A 17837-nucleotide genomic window follows, 5' to 3' on the forward strand; every position below is an offset into this window, starting at 1 on the left:
GTATTGGCACAATGATATGTCTCACGTTAACTTTTAGTCCGAATCGCTCAATAATGCACCTGAAAGGTCAGTTAGTGGTGAGATCATTTTGATTGGGGGCGCACCTATGGCGGGACAACCGCCCTGGCAATCGAGCATCGATAGTTGCAGTCAATGATGCGTGGTACGACAGCCCGGCTCTCTGAGAGCGGCGGTGCTCTGCCACCGGGCGCGGGACCGGTGGGACATAAAGAGCGCGGTGATCAGGAGAACGCAAATCATCTGTGCGTCGCCTTTGCGGATGTCGTCGGGTTTTCCGCGATGATGCATGAAGACGAACAGGGGACTTTCCAGCGTTGGACGGGCCTGCGGGAAAAAGTTATCCTGCCCCTTCTGGAAAAATTCGACGGCAAGCTGGTGAAATCAACCGGCGACGGCATTCTTGCGACTTTTGATGATGCTGTTGCGGGCGTGAAATGGAGCCTTGAATTGCAATCGCAGGCACGCAAGCGGCGTCAGGGCCTGTCGCTGCGCGTCTCGCTGAACTATTGCAGCGTGCTGCGGGACGGAAACGATCTGCTCGGCGACGGCGTAAATGTCGCGGCCCGTTTGCAGGAGCATACATCGCCGGGTGGGGTGATCCTGACGCAATCCGTGCAGGATGAAATCGAAGGCCTCGCCACCTATGAAACGACGTCTGTAGGCCCCCTGAAGCTGCGAAAACTTGGGAAGTTATTTTCGGCGTTTCAGTTGAAAACGGATGGTCGTCACCTGCAGGACCCGACGCCCGGGGTTACGGATTTGCCATCGCTTGCGGTGATGCCCTTCGTGAACCTAGGCGGAAATCAGGAGGATGATTATCTGGCGGCAGGCATCGTGGAAGACATCGTGGTGTCTCTGTCAAGTCACCGGGATCTCACGGTAATTTCGCGATCCTCGACGCTTGCATTTGCACGGCAACCGATAAACCCGAAAGAAGTGGGAGAGGTGCTGGGCGTTCGCTATCTGATCACCGGCACGCTGCGTCGGAGCAACGACCGTATTCGGATTTCAGCGCAACTGCTCGACACGGCGATTGGCAAACAGCTCGCCAGCCTCCGACGGGACTTCAAGGCGCGGGACATGTTCTCAGTGCAGGATGAAATTGTCGAAACAGCTCTGGTCCTGTTGCTGCCCGAGATGCATTCCGAAGAACGCCGCCGGGCGTTGCGCAAATGGCCTTCGTCATGGTCCGGGTATGACAATTATCTGAAGGCGCTGGATCTGATCGGGAGCCTGAAACCAAAGTCTTTTGAACTGGCGCGCACCCACCTCAATCGTGCGATTGACACCGATCCGGGGTTTTCATCGCCACTGGCCTGGGCCGCCCGTTGGTACAGTTTGCGGATCGGTCAGGGGTGGTCGAAGGACCCCAGACAGGATTCCTCGACCGCCGCCGATCTGGCGTTGCAGGCCATCAGGATCGACGAAAACAATGCGTTGGCGCATGCCACTTACGGGCATGTGCGCTCATATTTGTTTGGGGATTTCGACACGGCGATCGAACATCTGGATCGGGCGCGCAAGATCAACCCAAACAGTTCCACCGCGTCACTGTTGTCCAGTGTCACACTGTCGAGCATGGGCCGCTGCGACGAGGCGGTCACCGCTGCTGAGCGCGCCTTGCGGCTGTCTCCTTTTGATCAGTGGCTGTTTATGCATTATGTTTTTCTGGGTATCGTTCATTATGACGCGGGCAATTATGAACAGGCATTATCTTGGCTGTCGCGCGGTATCGCGGAGAATGATCGTTATACAACCGCGTTTCGCGTTCTGGCCGTCACCCAGGTTGCTCTTGGCGATGAGCTTGAGGCGCGCCGTACCACGCAGCGGTTGATGCAACGCGAACCGAATTTTCGGTTATCAGACTACAAACACACTCACAAACTCTATCAAGACCCGCATAGAGCTGAGCAATTTAGAATGCGCCTCCGGCAGGCGGGTGTGCCGGATTGATGATGAAACCTATTTGACAGGAGATTTCCCATGGCTGGATCCAACGGACCGATAGGCACTTTTGACGCGCGGGACGCCAGAGATGCGCGCGATGCACGGGACGCGAGAGATGCCCGCGATGCGAGGGGCAGCGCGCAATATGGCGGTGGCCCAAGCTATTTGGGGATCGGCATATCACCCGACACCAAATATGAAGGTGAAGCTCAGGTGCCCCCCAATCCAGCCATATCCGTAGAAGACCGCTGGTGGCCCGGCAATCAGTGGCCAGCAACGTCACCGGAGGCTTTGGACGCAACAGGCGACCCGCAGCGTTTGCACAGTATCTACAAGTATTACAAATCCGCGACGTTCAAGAATTGGTCCCCGGGGAATGAGGCGATTGCCTTTCTGTCCGAGTTCTCCGCCTTGGACAGCACCGCATCGGGCAAACCGGATTGGACCGACATCAGCGTGCCGACCCCGGCCCGGACGCTCACCAACAATACCGACATCACGACATTTCCTTCCGGCGCCTTGTGGGATCTGGATGACGAATTGACGGAGCTTGTTGGACTGATCGAATATCGTCCCGGTGCGATGAGCGAAGCCTTGCAACAGCGCGACACAGTCATCGGGTATTATCAGGCAATCCTGTCGTTCACCTATCTATCGCATCCGCATACTTTCAGGCTCTGCCATGTCGCGCTGGTGGTTGGTCAGTTCCTGGCCATGCATTTCAAAGCGCGGTTCAATCGCCCCAGACCTTCGCAATTGCACCCGGCGCTATTGCCGCCGATTGATGTGCCGCAACACGCCGCTTACCCCAGTGGCCATGCGACCGAAGCCTGGATGATCGCCTATTGCCTTGATGAGGTGATGCGGGATGGGGATGGCGGTGACAGCAAGATCATGGAATTTACCCACCCCAATGGTCAGCTGCGCAATCCGCTACACGATATGGCGAAACGCATCGCCCGAAACAGGGAAGTGCTCGGCCTGCATTATCCGTCCGACAGCGAGGCCGGCAAAACTCTGGCGCTGGATGGCTTCGATGTTTTGAAGCTGTGCCCGTCAATCGGTATGCTTGGTGGCAGCGGCCTTCTTGAAAAAGCGCGCCAGGAGTGGGTCGAAACAAAGATTTCCGTGCCCTAAAGCCGTGGCGCGCCCCAGGACAGGCGATAAGCCGAAAGACATCCGGGAGGCCACCGTCGGCGAGATTGCGTCCACCGGATCGACCGCCGTGTCCGTCAACAAGATCGCCGTGCGCGCGGGCCTCTCGGTTGGCACCCTTTACCGGTATCACGAGACCAAGGATGATCTGCTGTTCTGGGTGTTCCTCGAAGTGAAACGGGACATTCATCGGAGCATGATGGATGCCGCGCGTGAGTGTGTGGGGCCCGCGGCGCGACTTCGTGCAATGTGGTTCGCTCTGGTGGCCTACGGGTTCAAGGCGCCGCAAGAGTTCCTGATGGCCGAGATGATGAGCGCCGAAATCCGCGAGGATATTCGCCAAAGCGGCCAATTACGAGACATGCAGGACGCAGTTTTGGCGGAGATCCAGGCGGGTATCGATCAGAAGGTGCTGGTGCAAACCTCGGTCCGAACCATCGAAACGATACTGGCATCAATAGCGATCACGCTTGCGCGGCGGGCGTCCTTGGGCGGGTCGCCAACAGGGCAGGAGGAACTCGACCGGATTTTCACGCTGATCTGGCGTGGGATCGCGCGGGCTGATGGACTGTCAGATAAGATCTAGGAGTGGTAACCGGGCGTGTGGACGGTTGGTTCCTACACGCGCACCCTCTAATGTCCCGAGATTTGTCACTCATCGTGCGCCATTTGGCGCCCCAGCTGCCAGGTCATCAAGCAACAGAAAACTGCGGCAAGGGCGGATATCAGTAAGGGCAGCCTGAAACTATCGCTCGCGTCGAACATTGCGCCACCCGCCCAGGGCGCGAAAAACCCGGCAACCCCCCAGGCCGTAAAGATGAAGGAGAAACGTTTCTGAAACCCAGCTGCGCCAAACACGGATCTGGTTACAACGGGCACCGTCGATGCAACGATCCCATATCCAGTGGCGATCAGGATCAGGGCGACGCACAGCATCGCGGGTCCGGCGTGAAACACGGCAGACAAAAGACCGCAAAGGGTTATCGCCATTGCCAGAAATAGGCATTGCTCAAGCCGCAGGTGGCTGGAAAGAAAGGCAACAGACAATCGCCCTGAGGTATTGCCAATGGCGATGCCTGCAAGGCCCAAGCTGGCCAAGGTCAAACTGGTTTGCGCGGCGTCCATCATCTTGGAGGCGAGCCCTAATACCATCAACCCGCCGAAGGAGCCGAATGCGAATACCGCCCAAATCACCACCAGATTTTTGCGGGAATGACCTTCGCTGGGGTGTGCCGCTGAGGAGCCAGCGGGCGGCTGTGCCTTTTCCGATATCGCCGGGGCTGCGGCAAATGCGGCGCAGGTTGAGGACATAAGAAGCCCGGCTGCCAACACAGACAACCCGCCCATTCCAACCCCATGTGCGTCCATCACGCGCCACACCGGCCCGAAAACCGCGCCGCCTGTCCCAAAGGCCGCAACCATGGCGGGGGTCGCGATCCTATGCGCCGGTGTCAAAGCCGCGACACCCAGTGCCGCGATGTAGATGCCACCGCTCGCGGCGCCAAATCCGCCACTGAACCAAAGCAAAAAGGGCACATACCCCTGGGCCCGAGCGGCTGCAAAAACACATACCGCTCCAAGGATACCAAAACAGGCGACAGCCCGCGGTGTCGATGTCTGCCAAGGCAGTTGCGGTGTCAGGATAACCGACAGCGTAAAGCTCGCTATGGCCAATGAGAAGACGAGACCAGTTTGCGCGGTCGAAACACCATATGCCGCTTGCAGGGGCGCGATGAGCGCGCTCCAGCCGTAAAGACCGCCAGCGCAGAAACATACCAGGCCAGAGGCCAAAAGAGCGCGCCAGGTCAAAGTGATTTCCTTGCTTGAACATCACTGCGGCACCGCGAAAACCCACACAGGTCGCAATAGCGCAGCGGTAAAATCAACTTGTATCTACAAATATGTTAGGTCAAAGTGAGGGTGCGATCCAGCCAAATGTGGGTGCTCCAGCAAGATGCAAATCAGTGACGTCATGGTGACAGGTGCCGCACTTACGCCATTCAACCGGCGCAGGGATGGGACCGGCTTTCGCGATTGGGTGGTGTCCGCATTTGGAACTGCACTGGAACTGTCTGGGTTGGACAGATCCGATATTCAGGCGCTCTACGTCGCCTCGGAAAGCGATTTCTTTCATTTGCAACTGAACCCAGCCTCCGTTCTGGCGACGGAGCTCGGCTTGACGGGCGTTGCAGCCACCCGCTGCGAAGGGGGCGGTGCGTCCGGTCAGATTGCTGTGCACACCGCCGCGCGCGCGATTCAGGCCGGGGCGGCCAAGCATGTGGCTGTCGTTGGGGTGGACCCATCTGCGTCCAGCCTGTCGGGGGACGCGATCCGTGAACTCTACGGGTTTTCATTTGATGCCTGGACAGACGGGATGACGGGTCTGACCTCGACCGCGCTTTATGCTCTATCCTATCAAGTTTTCGCCGCCGAACATGGAACAACCGAGGCTGATCTGACAACTGTCACCTGCCAGAACCGGTCGAATGCCTGCCACAATCCCGGCGCGCATTTGCACCGTAGGGATGGTCCGCAGGAGATCACAGACAGCCCACCCATCGCGATACCCTATCAGCGGCTGCATTGCTCGCCGCTGTCAGATGGTGCCGCCGCCCTCATCTTATCGCGGCGGGATGCGATGCCTGCCAATCGCGCAACGGCCCCAACGCTTGCGGGTATGGGGGCGGCCTCCGATCACATGCATCTGGGCGCGCGCGAAAATGCGGGCAGTTTCGCTGCCAAGACCCAAGCGATGCAGCGCGCCTGCGCGGAGGTCGGGATTGGCCCCGGTGAAATTGGCATCGCAGAAATCTATGATGCCTATGCCGGGGCGCAGTTGCAGGCGATAGCGGCATTGGGGTTAAGCGCGGAGGTATCGCGGGACCTTCAGGCCGGTGCTTTTGCACCCACGGGGCGTTGCGCGATCAACCTGTCCGGCGGATTGATGGGGCAGGGGGCGCCGGTTGGCGCAACCGGTGTCGGGCAAACTGCAACCTGCGCCTTGATCCTTGAGGGGCGATATCATCCAGAGCTACAGCCGCAAACCCTGCCCCGCTACGCGCTGGCCGATACCCATGGCGGCGTCTGCACCCTGGCGGCAGTGACGATCCTTGAACGCGGGAGTAGCGCGTTATGATTTCCCATCGGCTCACCCTTGAGTATACGCTGCACCCGGGCTGGCTGGCCCCGTTTGTCGAAGGGATTGCAAGTGGCAATGCCATGGCGCGACGCTGCAAGAGTTGTGCCGGCACCAGCTTTCCGCCGCTGCGCGTCTGTCTCTGCAGTGAAACGGAGGGCGAATGGGTAAAGCTATCCGGTATGGCACATATCCTCTTTCGCACCTCAGGGCAGGATGGCGATTTCGGTCTCGTGCAATTCGACGGGGCCACAACCAAAACCACGCTCCGCCTGATTGACATCGCTGACGAAGACACCTGCGGCGTGATTGCAGCGCCGAAAAGCAACCTGCCGATGTTATGCCTGACCCGCCTCCCCTCCGGACGCTCGACATAACCGCCGGGCTCGATATCCCGTCAGCGCTGCTGCCGCAGCTGAACCTGCATCGGGAAGGGGACGGGTATCGGATTCGCTGGCCGGATGACGCCAATATTTTCCATATGACGCTTGGCAAACATCTCGGGGCCGAGACCCGCGATCATCCTGCGCTGATATTTGAGGACACTGCAGGCGAAACCCATGTGCAGAGCTTCGCCGAGGTGGATCGCGCCGCAACAAATCTGGCCGCCATGCTGAAACAGCTGGGGTATGCGCGCGGCAGCCTCATCGGACTTCATACCGGGCAGCATCCCGATACGGCGGTGGCCCATATGGCCATATGCAAGCTTGGCGGTGTCGCCGTGACCCTGTCACAGCTTTATGGGCCTGATACGCTGCGTCATGCCATGAACGATTGCCAGTTGCCGGTGATCCTGACATCGGTCGCTGCCTGGGAGTCCATGCGCTCAACCGCGCGCACCGACTTCCCGCACCTCAAACATGTGCTTTGCCGCGACCCGCAGGCGGGTGATCTCGATCTTGCCGCCGCCTTTGAAACGGACGCTGGCAGCTTTGTCCCCGACTACATGGGGAGCGATGATCCCGCGTTGCTGATGTATACCTCCGGATCGACAGGTAAGCCCAAGGGCATTTTGCACGGGCACCGCATTTTGGCCGCCTATACACCGTCGATCAATCTGTTTTTCAACCTCGCGATGGACGACGAAGACGCCGTCTATTGGTCCCCGTCGGATTGGGCCTGGGTTGGCGGGCTTTTGGACATGTTGTTCCCGGCCTGGATGGCCGGACGACCGATTGCCACCTCTTTGGACCGGTTCACCGCCGAGCATGCCTATGGGTTCATGAGCCGCCACAAGGTGACGCATAGCTTTCTGGCGCCCACCGCAATCAAACGTCTCGCGCAAACGCCGGATCCACATGCGGCCTTCGATCTGTCCCTCAAAGTGATCTGCACCGGTGGCGAGGCCTTGGCCTCTGAAACCCTGAACTGGGCGGAACAGAAGCTGCGCGTCGTCTGCAACGAGTTTTACGGCATGACGGAGGTAAACCATCTGATTGGCAATTGCGCAGCACTTTATCCTCGGCGGCCTGGGTCCATGGGGCGGGCCTATCCCGGACACGATGTTCATCTGGTGGATGCCGAAGGGCATCATGTGGCGGACGGCGAGCTAGGAGAGATTGTTACGCTGAACGCTTCACCAACCCGGTTTCTGGGGTATCTCAACAATCCTGAAAAAACTGCGGAGATGGCACTGGGCCCATACCTGCGCACTCATGACCTGGCGGTGCGCGATGCGGATGGGTATTTCTGGTACAAAGGCCGGTCTGATGATCTGATCAAGTCGTCAGGGTTCCGCATTGGTCCAGCAGAGATCGAGGAGTGCCTGCTGGCGCATCCCAGCGTCGCCGAGGTTGCGGTGATCGGTAAACCGGACGCTGATCGGGGATCGATCGTGAAAGCGGTGATCAAGCTGAAGGCCGGGGTGACAGGCGATGACGGTTTGTCCGAGCAATTGGGCGATCATGTGAAGACCCGGCTGGCAGGCTACAAGGCCCCGCGCGAATTTGCCTATGTCGATGGATTTGAAATGACGTCTTCCGGCAAGATCAACCGCCGGGCGCTGCGTGAAGCAGAAGAGAAGGCGCAGGGAGGCACCGCATGAAGATGATCCCGCTGTTGCCGGAAGTCGCGGCATTCATTGACGCCAGACAAGCCTTGCGGATCGGGGGGCAAACCTGTGATGCACCCGAGAACCTGACCGTGATCAACCCGTCGACCGGTCGGCCGCTGGCAGTGGTCGCTCGCGCTGGCCCCGCAGAGGTGGATCGCGCGGTGCAAGCGGCAACACAGGCCTTTCAGCAGGGGGATTGGGGCCGCATGTTGCCGCAAGACCGGGGTCGTATTTTATGGCGGTTGGCGGATCTTATCGAAGAACGGGCACCTATTCTCGGGCAGCTCGATGCTCTCGACAATGGCAAACCATACGTTACCGCACGGTATGTCGATGCGCATTGGTCAGCCCGGCACTTCAGGTATTTTGCCGGATGGCCAGACAAAATCGAAGGGGCAACCATCCCGGTCGGGACACCGGACCGTTTGAACTACACCCGTGTGGAACCCGTGGGGGTCTGCGGCCTGATCACGCCCTGGAACTATCCGCTGCTGATGGCCTCGTGGAAGCTCGCGCCGGCGCTTGCGGCGGGTAACACAATCGTTCTGAAGCCTTCTGAGGAAACGCCGCTCTCGGCCCTCTATCTGGCGGATTTGGCGCTGGAGGCTGGCATCCCTGCGGGCGTTCTGAACGTTGTTCCCGGATATGGTCGTGATGCGGGGGATGCGCTTGCGTCGCATGCGGGCGTGGCCAAGATCGGCTTTACCGGCAGCACGCGAACCGGACGGGAAATCGTGAAAGCCTCGGCAGGAAACCTCAAGAAGCTCTCTTTGGAATTGGGGGGAAAAGCGGCGAATATCATCTTCCCGGACGCGGAGTTGTCCCGCGCCATTCCCGGTGCCTTCTGGGCCAATTTTGGCAATAATGGCCAAAGCTGCACCGCCGGGTCGCGGCTCTATGTGCATGCGGATGTCTATGATCAGGTGCTTGATGGTCTGACCGGTTTGGCCGCCGGGATCCGTGTCGGCCCGGGCCTCGAAGACCCCGGGCATGATCTGGGGCCGGTGATCAGTGAAAAGCAGATGCAGATGATCCTTGGTCATGTCGAGACCAGTCAGAAAGAAGGCGCAACGGTGCTGGCCGGGGGAGTTCGGGCCTCAGGCGATGGCTGGTTCATACCGCCGACAATCATAAGCGCCGTCATGGATGAGATGATAATCGCGCGGGAAGAAGTGTTTGGCCCGGTTTTGTCGGTGTTGAAATTCGATGATGAGGCGGATGTCTTGGCGCGGGCCAATCATTCAGACTACGGGTTGGCGGCTGGTTTGTGGTCTCAGGATGTCACCCGTGTCCGACGGTTCGCTGACGCGCTGGAGGCTGGAACCGTCTGGGTGAACTGTTGGGGCGAAACCGATGCGGCCTCCCCTTTTGGGGGCGTCAAACAGTCAGGCTACGGGCGCGAAATGGGCAAAGACGCCATCGGGCTATATACTCAGACCAAAAGCGTTTGGGTCGGATAAGGGAACCGTATCTATGCAAGCGGAAACGCAACCGAAATACGAACATGCATACCGGGTGATCCTGCAACGGCTCAAGGCTGGCCGCTATCCTGTCGGGGGCAGGATGCCCACCGAGAGCGAGCTTGCCACGCATTTCGCGGTCAGCCGGGTCACGATCCGTCGGGCGCTCGATATGCTGGTGCAGGACGGATATGTGGAGAGCAAGCAGGGCAGCGGCTACAGGGTCCTGACACTATCGCCTGCCTCTGACACCTGTCTGACGTCTTTCACTGATGCGATGCTGCGCGCGGGTCATGATCCGTCATCCCGGTTCATATCACTGCACCATTTCGCTCCTGGGGCTGCCGAAACAGCGGGCCTTCCACCGGAAATGCAGAACACCGAAGTCAGCCGCGTGGTTCGGCTCCGGCTGGTTGATGACAAACCCAGCATGCTGGTGATGACCTACGCCCCGCGCGCCCTGCTCAAAGATGCCAAGCCGGAGGATTTTCCGGAAAGAGGGCCGGAGCAATCCATTCTGCGCATCCTCAGCGCGCGTTTCGGGCTGGATTGGTCCGCAGCCTGCGAAGATATCAGCCCCATTCTGGCGGATGACAGGCTGGCCGAAACCTTTGAGATCGCGCCGGGGCAACCGCTTTTGAAACAGGCCTGTTCGGCCTTCGATGACACGGGCCGCATGGTGTTTCACGAGGATGTATTCCGCTCTGGTTCCGTCAGTTTCAATTTGTCCCAATCGGCCCGCACGCCGCGTCACGTTTAAGGATTTCCGCTCATGACCTTCACGCCGCTTTCGCCTGACCTGATGCAAGACCGTTTGTCCCTACCGCAGGGCGGTCCGGTCCGGCTCCTGATCGACACCGACGCGGCAAATGAAATCGACGATCAGTTTGCGATCGCGTGGGCACTCTTGTCGCCAGAACATATGACCGTTGAAGCGGTGACGGCCGTGCCATTTTCCTTCGCGCATCACCAGCCGGAATTGCTTGCGGCGGAGCGTGCGCTGGAAGAGGGCGCCACCCGCGCCGAGCATCTGGTCGGCGGGTTTCAGGGGTGGCTGGACCGGTTGCATGCTCAGGGGCGCCGCGCGGCGGATCTGAAATTCGTGGGGACAGCGGAGGGGATGGAGCTGAGCTACCGCGAAATCTGCACCATTTATGACAAGCTTGGGATATCTTCGGATGGGAAGGTTTTCAAAGGGGCATCCCGTTATATGCAAACCCCGGATGATATTGTGGATTCCGAGGCTGTCGAGACCATCATCCGTCTGGCCAAGTCAGGCGACGCACCGCTCTATATCGCGGCGATGGGCTGTGTCACGAACATCGCAAGCGCCTTGCTGAAGGCGCCTGAGATACGCGAGCGTATTGTCGTGATCTGGACATCGGCCTATCCCTCAACGGCGCCGCATTGCAACCGCCCGTCGCTCAATCTTGTGCAGGATGTCCACGCCTCGCGCATCATCTTCGACAGCGGCGTGCCGCATATCTATCTGCCAGGCTACCATGTCGGTGCGCAGCTCAAGATTTCGCGCCCCGAAATGGCGCAGTTTGTCAAAGGACGCGGGGCCATTGGCGACTACCTCTACTATCTTTACACCCACAACCCGTTACATGACATGTTCGCAATTTCGGATGCCGAGCGACGCAGCTGGGTCATCTGGGACATCATCAATATCGCTTGGCTGATCGATCCTGACTGGGTTCCGACGCATCTGACGACTTCGCCCATCCTGGATGAGAATCTTTTTTGGGAGAAACACGCGGAGAGGCACCAGATGCGCGAGGCACATGATGTCCAGCGCGATGAGATTTTTCTCGACTTCTATGACAAGCTGGCCGCTGCGGCTAAGTAAAGTCGCGCCTGTCCAGATGCCCGCGCATCGGGACCCGCCCCAGAACATCCATAGCGGTCCAGGACGCGAATTCCGTCAGAACTCCCGCGATATCTCCGGGTACCAGGACGAAATGATGCTCAAGCCCATGCGCCATGACGCTGGCCACGACGTCTTCGAGGTCAGCGCGCTGCCCGTCGATCTCGAAGTCTTCCAGCCAGCCACGGCATCCGGTGAACCCGCTTGGATTGCGCCCGGAAACCCGCGCGGTCATACCAAAGAATGCGCCAGCGTTGCGGGCGACCCGAAATACCGTGACAGGCCCATCGCGAAACACCAGATCGCTGATCGCCCCGTAGATCGGACCCGCCTCGGTGCCGCGTCCGATCATCGGATGGTTGATCCACTTCGCGCCTTTTTGATCTGCCAGATACAGGGGCCCGCCGCCGCCATGCCACATCAGCAGTTGACCGGTTTCCAGATCGGGTTCGGTCATATCCAGCAGGTATCCGACCCGGCCCGTAAGTGATGTTGCAATGAGTTGCGTAACGGCGCCCAGCACATCGCCCTCTGACGCTATGGGTAGGTTGTGACGCTCTTCCAGCCAGGTGAATGCAGCACCAGGGTGCATGCCGGGATCGTCCTGTAGTGCGGGCCAGTCGCTGACCGCCAGAGCCGCATACTCGCCCGCTTTTGCGATCTCCAAAAGTGCCAAGGCCGCGCGTGCCGTCAGCGCCATTTGATCGTCCGACACGCCGGACACCTCCGCAGCGCTTGCCATCTGGGTCACCTCAGCGGCCACCAGATCTGCGTCCAGTGCCGCCATCCGCCCGGTCAGCTCATGCATGTCGTGATGCGCGACCTCAACGCCAAGCCGCGCGCACAAATCCGAGGTCGACACCTCCATGTTGTAGAAGGTCATGGCCAATCCGCCGATAACACCGATCCGGGCACCGCTCAGGGATTTGGCAGCCTTCAGCGCGCGCAGCGTACAGCGGAGCTTGTTTTGCAAGTCAGTGCTCTCTGGCGTGCCGTGATACCATTGGGCCGGGTGTTTGGAGAGATCGCGTACCTGACGTGCGATTGACATGGACATGTTCAAGGAGACGAAATTATTCAATTGCACATCGCCGATGCGCACCGGTTCCGGTACCGACCAGAAACCACACCGAAATTCTGACGCCGCAACGGTGCGGGCCACGTCGCCCATGGTAAAGCCACCGTGCAGGAGTAGAATAAAATCAACACCTTGCGCTCTGCACGCCGCAAGCGCCGTTTCGGTTTGCCGTGCATCCATCGGGATGTCCGCGTGCACATAAAGCGCCACATCTTCAGCGTCACAAAGGGAACCCAAAGCAGCCTCAGCCGCATCCCAAACCCCGTGCTTTTCCGGGAAATAGCTGGGCAGTGACGCGCGGATCAGTCCTAGTTTCATCGTATCATCCTCAGATCCGCAGATAGCCGCCGTCGACAACCAGCGACGTTCCCATCACATATTTCGCCAAATCGGACGCGAGGTAAACACAGGCATCTGCTACCTCTTCAGGCTCGCCCCACCGCCGCGCCGGGATCATGTCCAGATACCCCTCGCCGGTCTCGGTGCCGATCACAGGATCGTCCTCGATGTTCATTTGGGTGCGCATGATGCCGGGGTTCACATTGTTGACGCGGATGCCCATCGGCCCCAATTCATCGGCCAGCGAATAGGTCAAAAGGCGTACGGCGCCCTTGGACATGTTGTAATGCGAAAACCCGCCAGTGCCGCGCATTCCGGCGATTGAGCACATATTGATGATGACGCCGCTCTTGCGTTTTACCATGGCGCGTGCGGCCATTTGCGATCCGAAAAATACGCTTTTGACATTGACGTCCTGCATGCGGTGAAAGGTTTCTTCGGTTGCCTTCAAGATGGGTTCCTTCTGCAAGATACCGGCATTGTTGACCATGATATCCAGCCCGCCCCAGGCCTCGGCCGTGGCAACCAACGCCTCCAGTTCATCGATCTTGCTGACATCACAAGAAACGAACTTAGCCGCGCCTGGGGACTTTGCGTTTATGACATCTGCCGTGGGGGTGCCGCCTTCGCGACCGACTTCCTTCAGATCCGCGACGATCATTTTGGCGCCTTGCGCGACGAAGGCCTCTGCGATGGCCCGGCCGTTGCCGCTTGATCCACCGGTGACGATCGCGATTTTGTCTTTCAGGAGCATTCAGGCCTTCCTTTCCAATGCAGCAATCAACCGGTGCAGACGATCCCGCCCGGTTTGGTCCAGCCAATTGCGCAGCGCGCGCTCCCCCTCTGCGCCGAAGACCGCGACCCCATCAGACCAGATCGCGCGCCCGCACATGAAGCCTGCAAAGTCGACTTCGGCTTCCACAGCCAGCTTCAAGGAGGCTTCGAACCGGTCAAACGTGACACCGGCGCTGAGATAAACGAGATCGATGCCATTTGCCGCTTCCGCCGCTTGCTGGAAAGCCTCCAGCGCCTGTGTACGAGACATTTGCCCAGTCCCAAACCCTTCGACAAAATTCAGATCGACGGGAACCTCAACTTTCAACACATCCACCTGAAATTTGGGGTCGGCGAACGCTGCCGTCGCGCGCCGCACCAGATCAGGCTTGAGCGCTGCAAAATCCTCGCCACCGGGTGTGACGTCAGGGTGATAGACCAAAGGCTCCATGAGGTACCGGATGCCCGCGTCGCGGCAGCGCTGACCGATATCCGCGACCAGATCATGCTTGCGTTGGTTTAGATCGGGATCATCATCCGGCGCGTAATACATGAAGAATTTCAGCTGCTTGACGCCCATACCGGGATAGTCCGAAACCTGAAAACTATCCGGCAACACTGTGATCCGGTCTGCATCCGAGATGTGATAAACGTCAGCTTCAAACGCGAGCATGCGGTCGCAGCCCGTGGGGTAGTTCTGCAACAGGTCGGGACCGCATGTTGCGTCAACAAGAACCGTGCTGGCGTCGGGTCCGAGCATTTCCAGTACCGCGCGTTTGAACGTCAACAGATCATCAGATTTGGCATCGCTCCCCCGCGCCGCGCGAATGCTGGCCTCCAACCCGCTGCCGGCATCGACAGCCACACCATGAATCCTGTCCGGCATAGCTCAGCCCCCCTGCGCACTGATGTGCGGAAAGTGAGGCGCCTTGTGCGGCGCGCGCCACAGCCCCAGCATCTGCGGCGTTGGCGTAAAGAGCGAAATGGAAAACCCGCCCATTTCCTGCGTGGTGGAATAGGACCCGATCATGGGAGAGACAGGTTCGATCCCCTTCTTGCCCAACTGTCTATGCACCTCGCCATGGATCGTCAGCAGTTCCATCATCGTGGTACCGCCCGCGCCGTTGACCAGAACCACCGTGGGCGTGCCGGGCTTGATCGCGCGGTCCTCCAGCAGTTCACCCAGCATATAGGCCACAAGGTCCTTCACTGGCCCGACCTTCCGGCGACCGACGCCAGGTTCGCCATGCACCCCCATACCGATGAAAACCTCATCCTCGGGCAGGGTGAACATCAGCTCGCCGGTCAGCGGCGACACACCGGGCGAGACAGCCGCCCCCAATGTCCGTGTGGCAGCGCGAACCTCAGCGCCAAGGGTCATCAGATCCTCAATCTGCATCCCCTCTTCTGCCGCAGCCCCAAGGATTTTATAGATGAACATGGTGCCAGCAGCGCCGCGACGCTCATCCTCCTGCCCTTTGGGTGCGGAGGAAATGTCATCGTACATCAACAGGGGTTGCACGTTCAGTCCATCATCCTGCGCCATCATCGCGGCGGCATTGCCGTTGATCACATCGCCTTCGTGACGCGAGATCAGCAGGACGGCGCCCGCATCGCCGCAGACCTCTTCGATCCCCTCAAGGATCGCATCCGGCGAGGGGGCTGCGAAAACATCGCCGACGACATTGGCGTCCAGCAACCCTTCGCCGACGAACCCCATGGCGATGGGTTCATGGCCACTGCCATTACTGATGAGCAGCGCGACCTTACCCTCTTTCGTGCGGAGCATTTTGCGGCGTACCACCCGTGGATCAGCCCCGCGACAGATAACTTCCGGATAGGCGACGACGAAACCGTCGATCATATCGTCCGGCATCCGTTCCTTGGTGTTGAAAAGCTTTTTCACATGCGCCTCCATTCGGCAAAGATCGCCAACAGTTCCGCCACCGATGCGGCACCGGCATCGATATGACCGACGCCCGCGCCCTCTACATGTTTGGCGCGACCACGCTTGGCCGCCATGTCCGGTGTTGCATCCCGGCCTTTGGCCGCTGCCTGCGCGGCTGCGTCTGGCGTTGTCGCGGCGGCGGCGGGGATCAGGGCATCCAGCATCGTCTTGTCACCCGGCTGTGCCTGTCCAAGCATCGTGATCCGTTCCGCCGCCTGTGCAAGCGCCTCTCCGATTGGCGCGCCATTGGCCACCTTTTCCAGCGCCGCAACGATCTGCGCAAAAAGCGAGCCGGACGCGCCGCCTGCAGCCTTGCGAAACGCCTTTTCCGGGGCGGCATCCGCGGTCGCAGCGGCGCGCAGTCCCTTCAGGATCGTTGCCCCATGATCGCCATCGCCCGTTGCTGCATCGAGCTGGTTCAGCTCTTGTTCGAGTGCTTCGAAGCGGGTGACGCAGAGGGCGAGAAAATCCTTCATCCGAAAGTGCTTTTCATGAAGGCCAGCGCCCGGCGGGCCGCGTCGGTTGCATCCGGTTCAATGTGACGCCAGATGTTCAGATCCGCACTGGCGGGGTTGCCGGCGACCACGAACATTTCCGCGACGATCCAGCCATAATAGCCCGCATCCTCCAGACCGGCTTTGACCTGATCCCAGGGGATATGCCCCGATCCCGGCACACCGCGGTCGTTGTCGGACACATGGAAATGCGCCAGCTTTCCCTTGGCACTGGCGATGGCCGCGCGAATATCCTTTTCCTCGATGTTGAGGTGAAACGTATCAAGCAGAACGCAAACACGGTCGGACCCGGACGCCTTGGCGATGTTAACGGCCTCATCCGCCGTGTTCACGAGATCCGTCTCGAACCGGTTGAGCATTTCGATCCCGAGCGTGACATCGTGGGCCGCCAATGTCTCATGCAAAGACCCCAGCGCCTCGGCCGAGCGGGCTGCGCGCACGGGCTTGTTCAGCGGGTCGAACTGCCCCCAGGGCGCAAAAACCACGCCCGCCAATCCGCGCGATCCGATCCGTGCCGTGGTTTCAACGGCCCACTTCAAATAGGTGACGCCTGCCGCCCGAACATAGGCATCATCAGAGGTAATATCCTTGTCCGGTGCCAGCCCGTCGGAACAGGTGACCTGCAACCCGTGATCCCGTAGGGCTTTGCCGAGCGCCGTAGCCTTCTCATCACTCATCCCCAGAAGCGACACCTCGATGCCGTCAAACCCAAGATCCGCTACGGTTTTCAGGATCGGGGCAATCTCATCCGTCCATCGGGCCTGCCAGAGACCGGCGTGAACGCCGTATTTCATGTCACTTCCTCCGTCAGCGTAAGGGCCGCGGCAAATACCGCTTCGTTGCTGATATCCAATTGGGCCAGATCTTCCGGTGTCATCGGATCCATGAACCGGCGGCCCGCTGTCAGCTCGTCCCAGACCACGACCATGGAGACACCGGGCACACCGTATTTGGCGGCAGCAGCAAGCGTTGTCGCGGTCTCCATTTCAACGCTGAGCAGCCCGGCCTTGTGCCATGTCTCATACATCTCGACGCTTTCCGCGAAGAGCGATGAGAAGGTCACATGCGGGCCGATGTGAACTCTGCGGTCTTGGGCGTCCAATGCCGATTTGGCGCGTGTGACCCAATATGGGTCTGCCGCAATTGTCTGGCCGTCCACATAGTGTTCGGCCACGCCATCCTCGCATCGGATGACGTCTGGAATGATGATATCGCCGGGGGCCAGATGGGATTGCAGGCCACCACAGGTGCCGATCTGGATGACCAGTTTGCAGCCTAGGCAGGCAAAAATCTGGCTGAGCTCCACCGCGCGTGGCGCGCCGTATGCCATGCAGAAAACGACTTTCTTTTCTCCGTAGCGCCCCCAGAAGATATCGGGGAAGCCAAGTTCGCGCACGTCGGTCAAATGTGCCAAACGCATCGCTTGGCGTTCGGCCCGCCACCAGGAGCCTTCGAGGATGACCACGTCAGGGATATCCTCCGCGGCAAGGCCGAGGCCGGTGAGCCATTCGTCGCGGGTGACTTCGAACATGGTTCTGAAA

General features: G+C 59.6%; 17 protein-coding genes. 9 read left to right on the forward strand and 8 right to left on the reverse strand.

Annotated features, from left to right (window positions below; all coding sequences use genetic code 11):
• Nucleotides 1-156: 156 nt before the first annotated feature.
• From Q1A63_RS03900 to Q1A63_RS03910, 3 genes are read left to right on the forward strand one after another with little or no spacing between them, the layout of a single operon-like run.
• Nucleotides 157-1974, forward strand: a complete 1818-nt coding sequence (locus tag Q1A63_RS03900; RefSeq protein ID WP_299402056.1) for a tetratricopeptide repeat protein — start codon at nucleotides 157-159, stop codon at nucleotides 1972-1974.
• 30 nt (nucleotides 1975-2004) lie between these two features.
• The gene (locus Q1A63_RS03905; protein ID WP_298969420.1) at nucleotides 2005-3105 is read left to right on the forward strand and encodes a hypothetical protein; all 1101 of its coding nucleotides are present in this window, start codon (nucleotides 2005-2007) and stop codon (nucleotides 3103-3105) included.
• A gap of 4 nt (nucleotides 3106-3109) precedes the next feature.
• Entirely contained in the window at nucleotides 3110-3709 is a 600-nt protein-coding gene (locus Q1A63_RS03910; protein ID WP_298969421.1) for a TetR/AcrR family transcriptional regulator, read from the forward strand.
• Between the two features lie 65 nt (nucleotides 3710-3774).
• Here the strand turns inward: Q1A63_RS03910 and Q1A63_RS03915 are convergent, their stop codons facing one another.
• Nucleotides 3775-4932, reverse strand: coding sequence for a hypothetical protein (locus Q1A63_RS03915; RefSeq protein ID WP_299630732.1), 1158 nt, complete (start codon nucleotides 4930-4932; stop codon nucleotides 3775-3777).
• A gap of 145 nt (nucleotides 4933-5077) precedes the next feature.
• Between Q1A63_RS03915 and Q1A63_RS03920 the strand changes: the two genes are divergently transcribed.
• The 6 genes from Q1A63_RS03920 to Q1A63_RS03945 are packed head-to-tail and all read left to right on the forward strand — an operon-like array spanning nucleotide 5078 to nucleotide 11624.
• Nucleotides 5078-6259: a thiolase family protein gene (locus Q1A63_RS03920; RefSeq protein WP_298969423.1), complete on the forward strand. Its 1182-nt coding sequence runs from the start codon at nucleotides 5078-5080 to the stop codon at nucleotides 6257-6259.
• Nucleotides 6256-6636 (forward strand): hypothetical protein, encoded by a 381-nt coding sequence (locus Q1A63_RS03925; RefSeq protein WP_298969424.1) that lies wholly within the window; start codon nucleotides 6256-6258, stop codon nucleotides 6634-6636. The genes Q1A63_RS03920 and Q1A63_RS03925 overlap by 4 nt, the downstream gene beginning before the upstream one ends.
• Nucleotides 6600-8303 (forward strand): AMP-binding protein, encoded by a 1704-nt coding sequence (locus tag Q1A63_RS03930; RefSeq protein WP_298969425.1) that lies wholly within the window; start codon nucleotides 6600-6602, stop codon nucleotides 8301-8303. Before Q1A63_RS03925 ends, Q1A63_RS03930 begins: the two co-directional genes overlap by 37 nt.
• Nucleotides 8300-9772 carry an aldehyde dehydrogenase family protein gene (locus Q1A63_RS03935; RefSeq protein WP_299630735.1) on the forward strand — a complete coding sequence of 491 codons (1473 nt, stop codon included), beginning with the start codon at nucleotides 8300-8302 and terminating at the stop codon, nucleotides 9770-9772. The genes Q1A63_RS03930 and Q1A63_RS03935 overlap by 4 nt, the downstream gene beginning before the upstream one ends.
• A 13-nt stretch (nucleotides 9773-9785) precedes the next feature.
• The gene (locus Q1A63_RS03940; RefSeq protein WP_298969427.1) at nucleotides 9786-10532 is read left to right on the forward strand and encodes a GntR family transcriptional regulator; all 747 of its coding nucleotides are present in this window, start codon (nucleotides 9786-9788) and stop codon (nucleotides 10530-10532) included.
• Nucleotides 10533-10544: 12 nt separating this feature from the next.
• Nucleotides 10545-11624 carry a nucleoside hydrolase gene (locus Q1A63_RS03945; protein WP_298969428.1) on the forward strand — a complete coding sequence of 360 codons (1080 nt, stop codon included), beginning with the start codon at nucleotides 10545-10547 and terminating at the stop codon, nucleotides 11622-11624.
• Here Q1A63_RS03945 and Q1A63_RS03950 read toward each other — a convergent pair.
• From Q1A63_RS03950 to Q1A63_RS03980, 7 genes are read right to left on the reverse strand one after another with little or no spacing between them, the layout of a single operon-like run.
• The gene (locus tag Q1A63_RS03950; RefSeq protein ID WP_298969429.1) at nucleotides 11617-13038 is read right to left on the reverse strand and encodes a hypothetical protein; all 1422 of its coding nucleotides are present in this window, start codon (nucleotides 13036-13038) and stop codon (nucleotides 11617-11619) included. The genes Q1A63_RS03945 and Q1A63_RS03950 overlap by 8 nt on opposite strands.
• A 10-nt stretch (nucleotides 13039-13048) precedes the next feature.
• Nucleotides 13049-13813: an SDR family oxidoreductase gene (locus tag Q1A63_RS03955; protein ID WP_298969430.1), complete on the reverse strand. Its 765-nt coding sequence runs from the start codon at nucleotides 13811-13813 to the stop codon at nucleotides 13049-13051.
• Nucleotides 13814-14719 (reverse strand): tagatose 1,6-diphosphate aldolase, encoded by a 906-nt coding sequence (locus Q1A63_RS03960; RefSeq protein WP_298969431.1) that lies wholly within the window; start codon nucleotides 14717-14719, stop codon nucleotides 13814-13816.
• A 3-nt stretch (nucleotides 14720-14722) separates the two neighbouring features.
• Entirely contained in the window at nucleotides 14723-15739 is a 1017-nt protein-coding gene (locus Q1A63_RS03965) for a dihydroxyacetone kinase subunit DhaK (protein ID WP_298969432.1), read from the reverse strand.
• The gene (locus Q1A63_RS03970; protein WP_298969433.1) at nucleotides 15736-16257 is read right to left on the reverse strand and encodes a DAK2 domain-containing protein; all 522 of its coding nucleotides are present in this window, start codon (nucleotides 16255-16257) and stop codon (nucleotides 15736-15738) included. Before Q1A63_RS03970 ends, Q1A63_RS03965 begins: the two co-directional genes overlap by 4 nt.
• On the reverse strand, nucleotides 16254-17090 hold the full coding sequence (locus Q1A63_RS03975; RefSeq protein WP_298969434.1) for a sugar phosphate isomerase/epimerase family protein: 837 nt from the start codon (nucleotides 17088-17090) through the stop codon (nucleotides 16254-16256). Before Q1A63_RS03975 ends, Q1A63_RS03970 begins: the two co-directional genes overlap by 4 nt.
• Entirely contained in the window at nucleotides 17087-17827 is a 741-nt protein-coding gene (locus Q1A63_RS03980) for a hypothetical protein (protein WP_298969435.1), read from the reverse strand. The genes Q1A63_RS03975 and Q1A63_RS03980 overlap by 4 nt, the downstream gene beginning before the upstream one ends.
• Nucleotides 17828-17837 lie beyond the last annotated feature (10 nt).

Origin of the sequence: uncultured Roseobacter sp. (genome assembly GCF_947499265.1) — a bacterium.
GTDB lineage: Bacteria > Pseudomonadota > Alphaproteobacteria > Rhodobacterales > Rhodobacteraceae > Roseobacter.

What these genes read in the sequence shown, in the direction of transcription:
- Q1A63_RS03925 (WP_298969424.1), top strand. Translation starts at nt 6,256, where the DNA reads ATGATTTCCCATCGGCTCACCCTTGAGTATACGCTGCACCCGGGCTGG.
- Q1A63_RS03905 (WP_298969420.1), top strand. Translation starts at nt 2,005, where the DNA reads ATGGCTGGATCCAACGGACCGATAGGCACTTTTGACGCGCGGGACGCC.
- Q1A63_RS03900 (WP_299402056.1), top strand. Translation starts at nt 157, where the DNA reads ATGCGTGGTACGACAGCCCGGCTCTCTGAGAGCGGCGGTGCTCTGCCA.
- Q1A63_RS03945 (WP_298969428.1), top strand. Translation starts at nt 10,545, where the DNA reads ATGACCTTCACGCCGCTTTCGCCTGACCTGATGCAAGACCGTTTGTCC.
- Q1A63_RS03940 (WP_298969427.1), top strand. Translation starts at nt 9,786, where the DNA reads ATGCAAGCGGAAACGCAACCGAAATACGAACATGCATACCGGGTGATC.
- Q1A63_RS03935 (WP_299630735.1), top strand. Translation starts at nt 8,300, where the DNA reads ATGAAGATGATCCCGCTGTTGCCGGAAGTCGCGGCATTCATTGACGCC.
- Q1A63_RS03970 (WP_298969433.1), bottom strand. Translation starts at nt 16,257, where the DNA reads ATGAAGGATTTTCTCGCCCTCTGCGTCACCCGCTTCGAAGCACTCGAA.
- Q1A63_RS03955 (WP_298969430.1), bottom strand. Translation starts at nt 13,813, where the DNA reads ATGCTCCTGAAAGACAAAATCGCGATCGTCACCGGTGGATCAAGCGGC.
- Q1A63_RS03980 (WP_298969435.1), bottom strand. Translation starts at nt 17,827, where the DNA reads ATGTTCGAAGTCACCCGCGACGAATGGCTCACCGGCCTCGGCCTTGCC.
- Q1A63_RS03930 (WP_298969425.1), top strand. Translation starts at nt 6,600, where the DNA reads ATGCCTGACCCGCCTCCCCTCCGGACGCTCGACATAACCGCCGGGCTC.
- Q1A63_RS03960 (WP_298969431.1), bottom strand. Translation starts at nt 14,719, where the DNA reads ATGCCGGACAGGATTCATGGTGTGGCTGTCGATGCCGGCAGCGGGTTG.
- Q1A63_RS03920 (WP_298969423.1), top strand. Translation starts at nt 5,078, where the DNA reads ATGCAAATCAGTGACGTCATGGTGACAGGTGCCGCACTTACGCCATTC.
- Q1A63_RS03975 (WP_298969434.1), bottom strand. Translation starts at nt 17,090, where the DNA reads ATGAAATACGGCGTTCACGCCGGTCTCTGGCAGGCCCGATGGACGGAT.
- Q1A63_RS03950 (WP_298969429.1), bottom strand. Translation starts at nt 13,038, where the DNA reads ATGAAACTAGGACTGATCCGCGCGTCACTGCCCAGCTATTTCCCGGAA.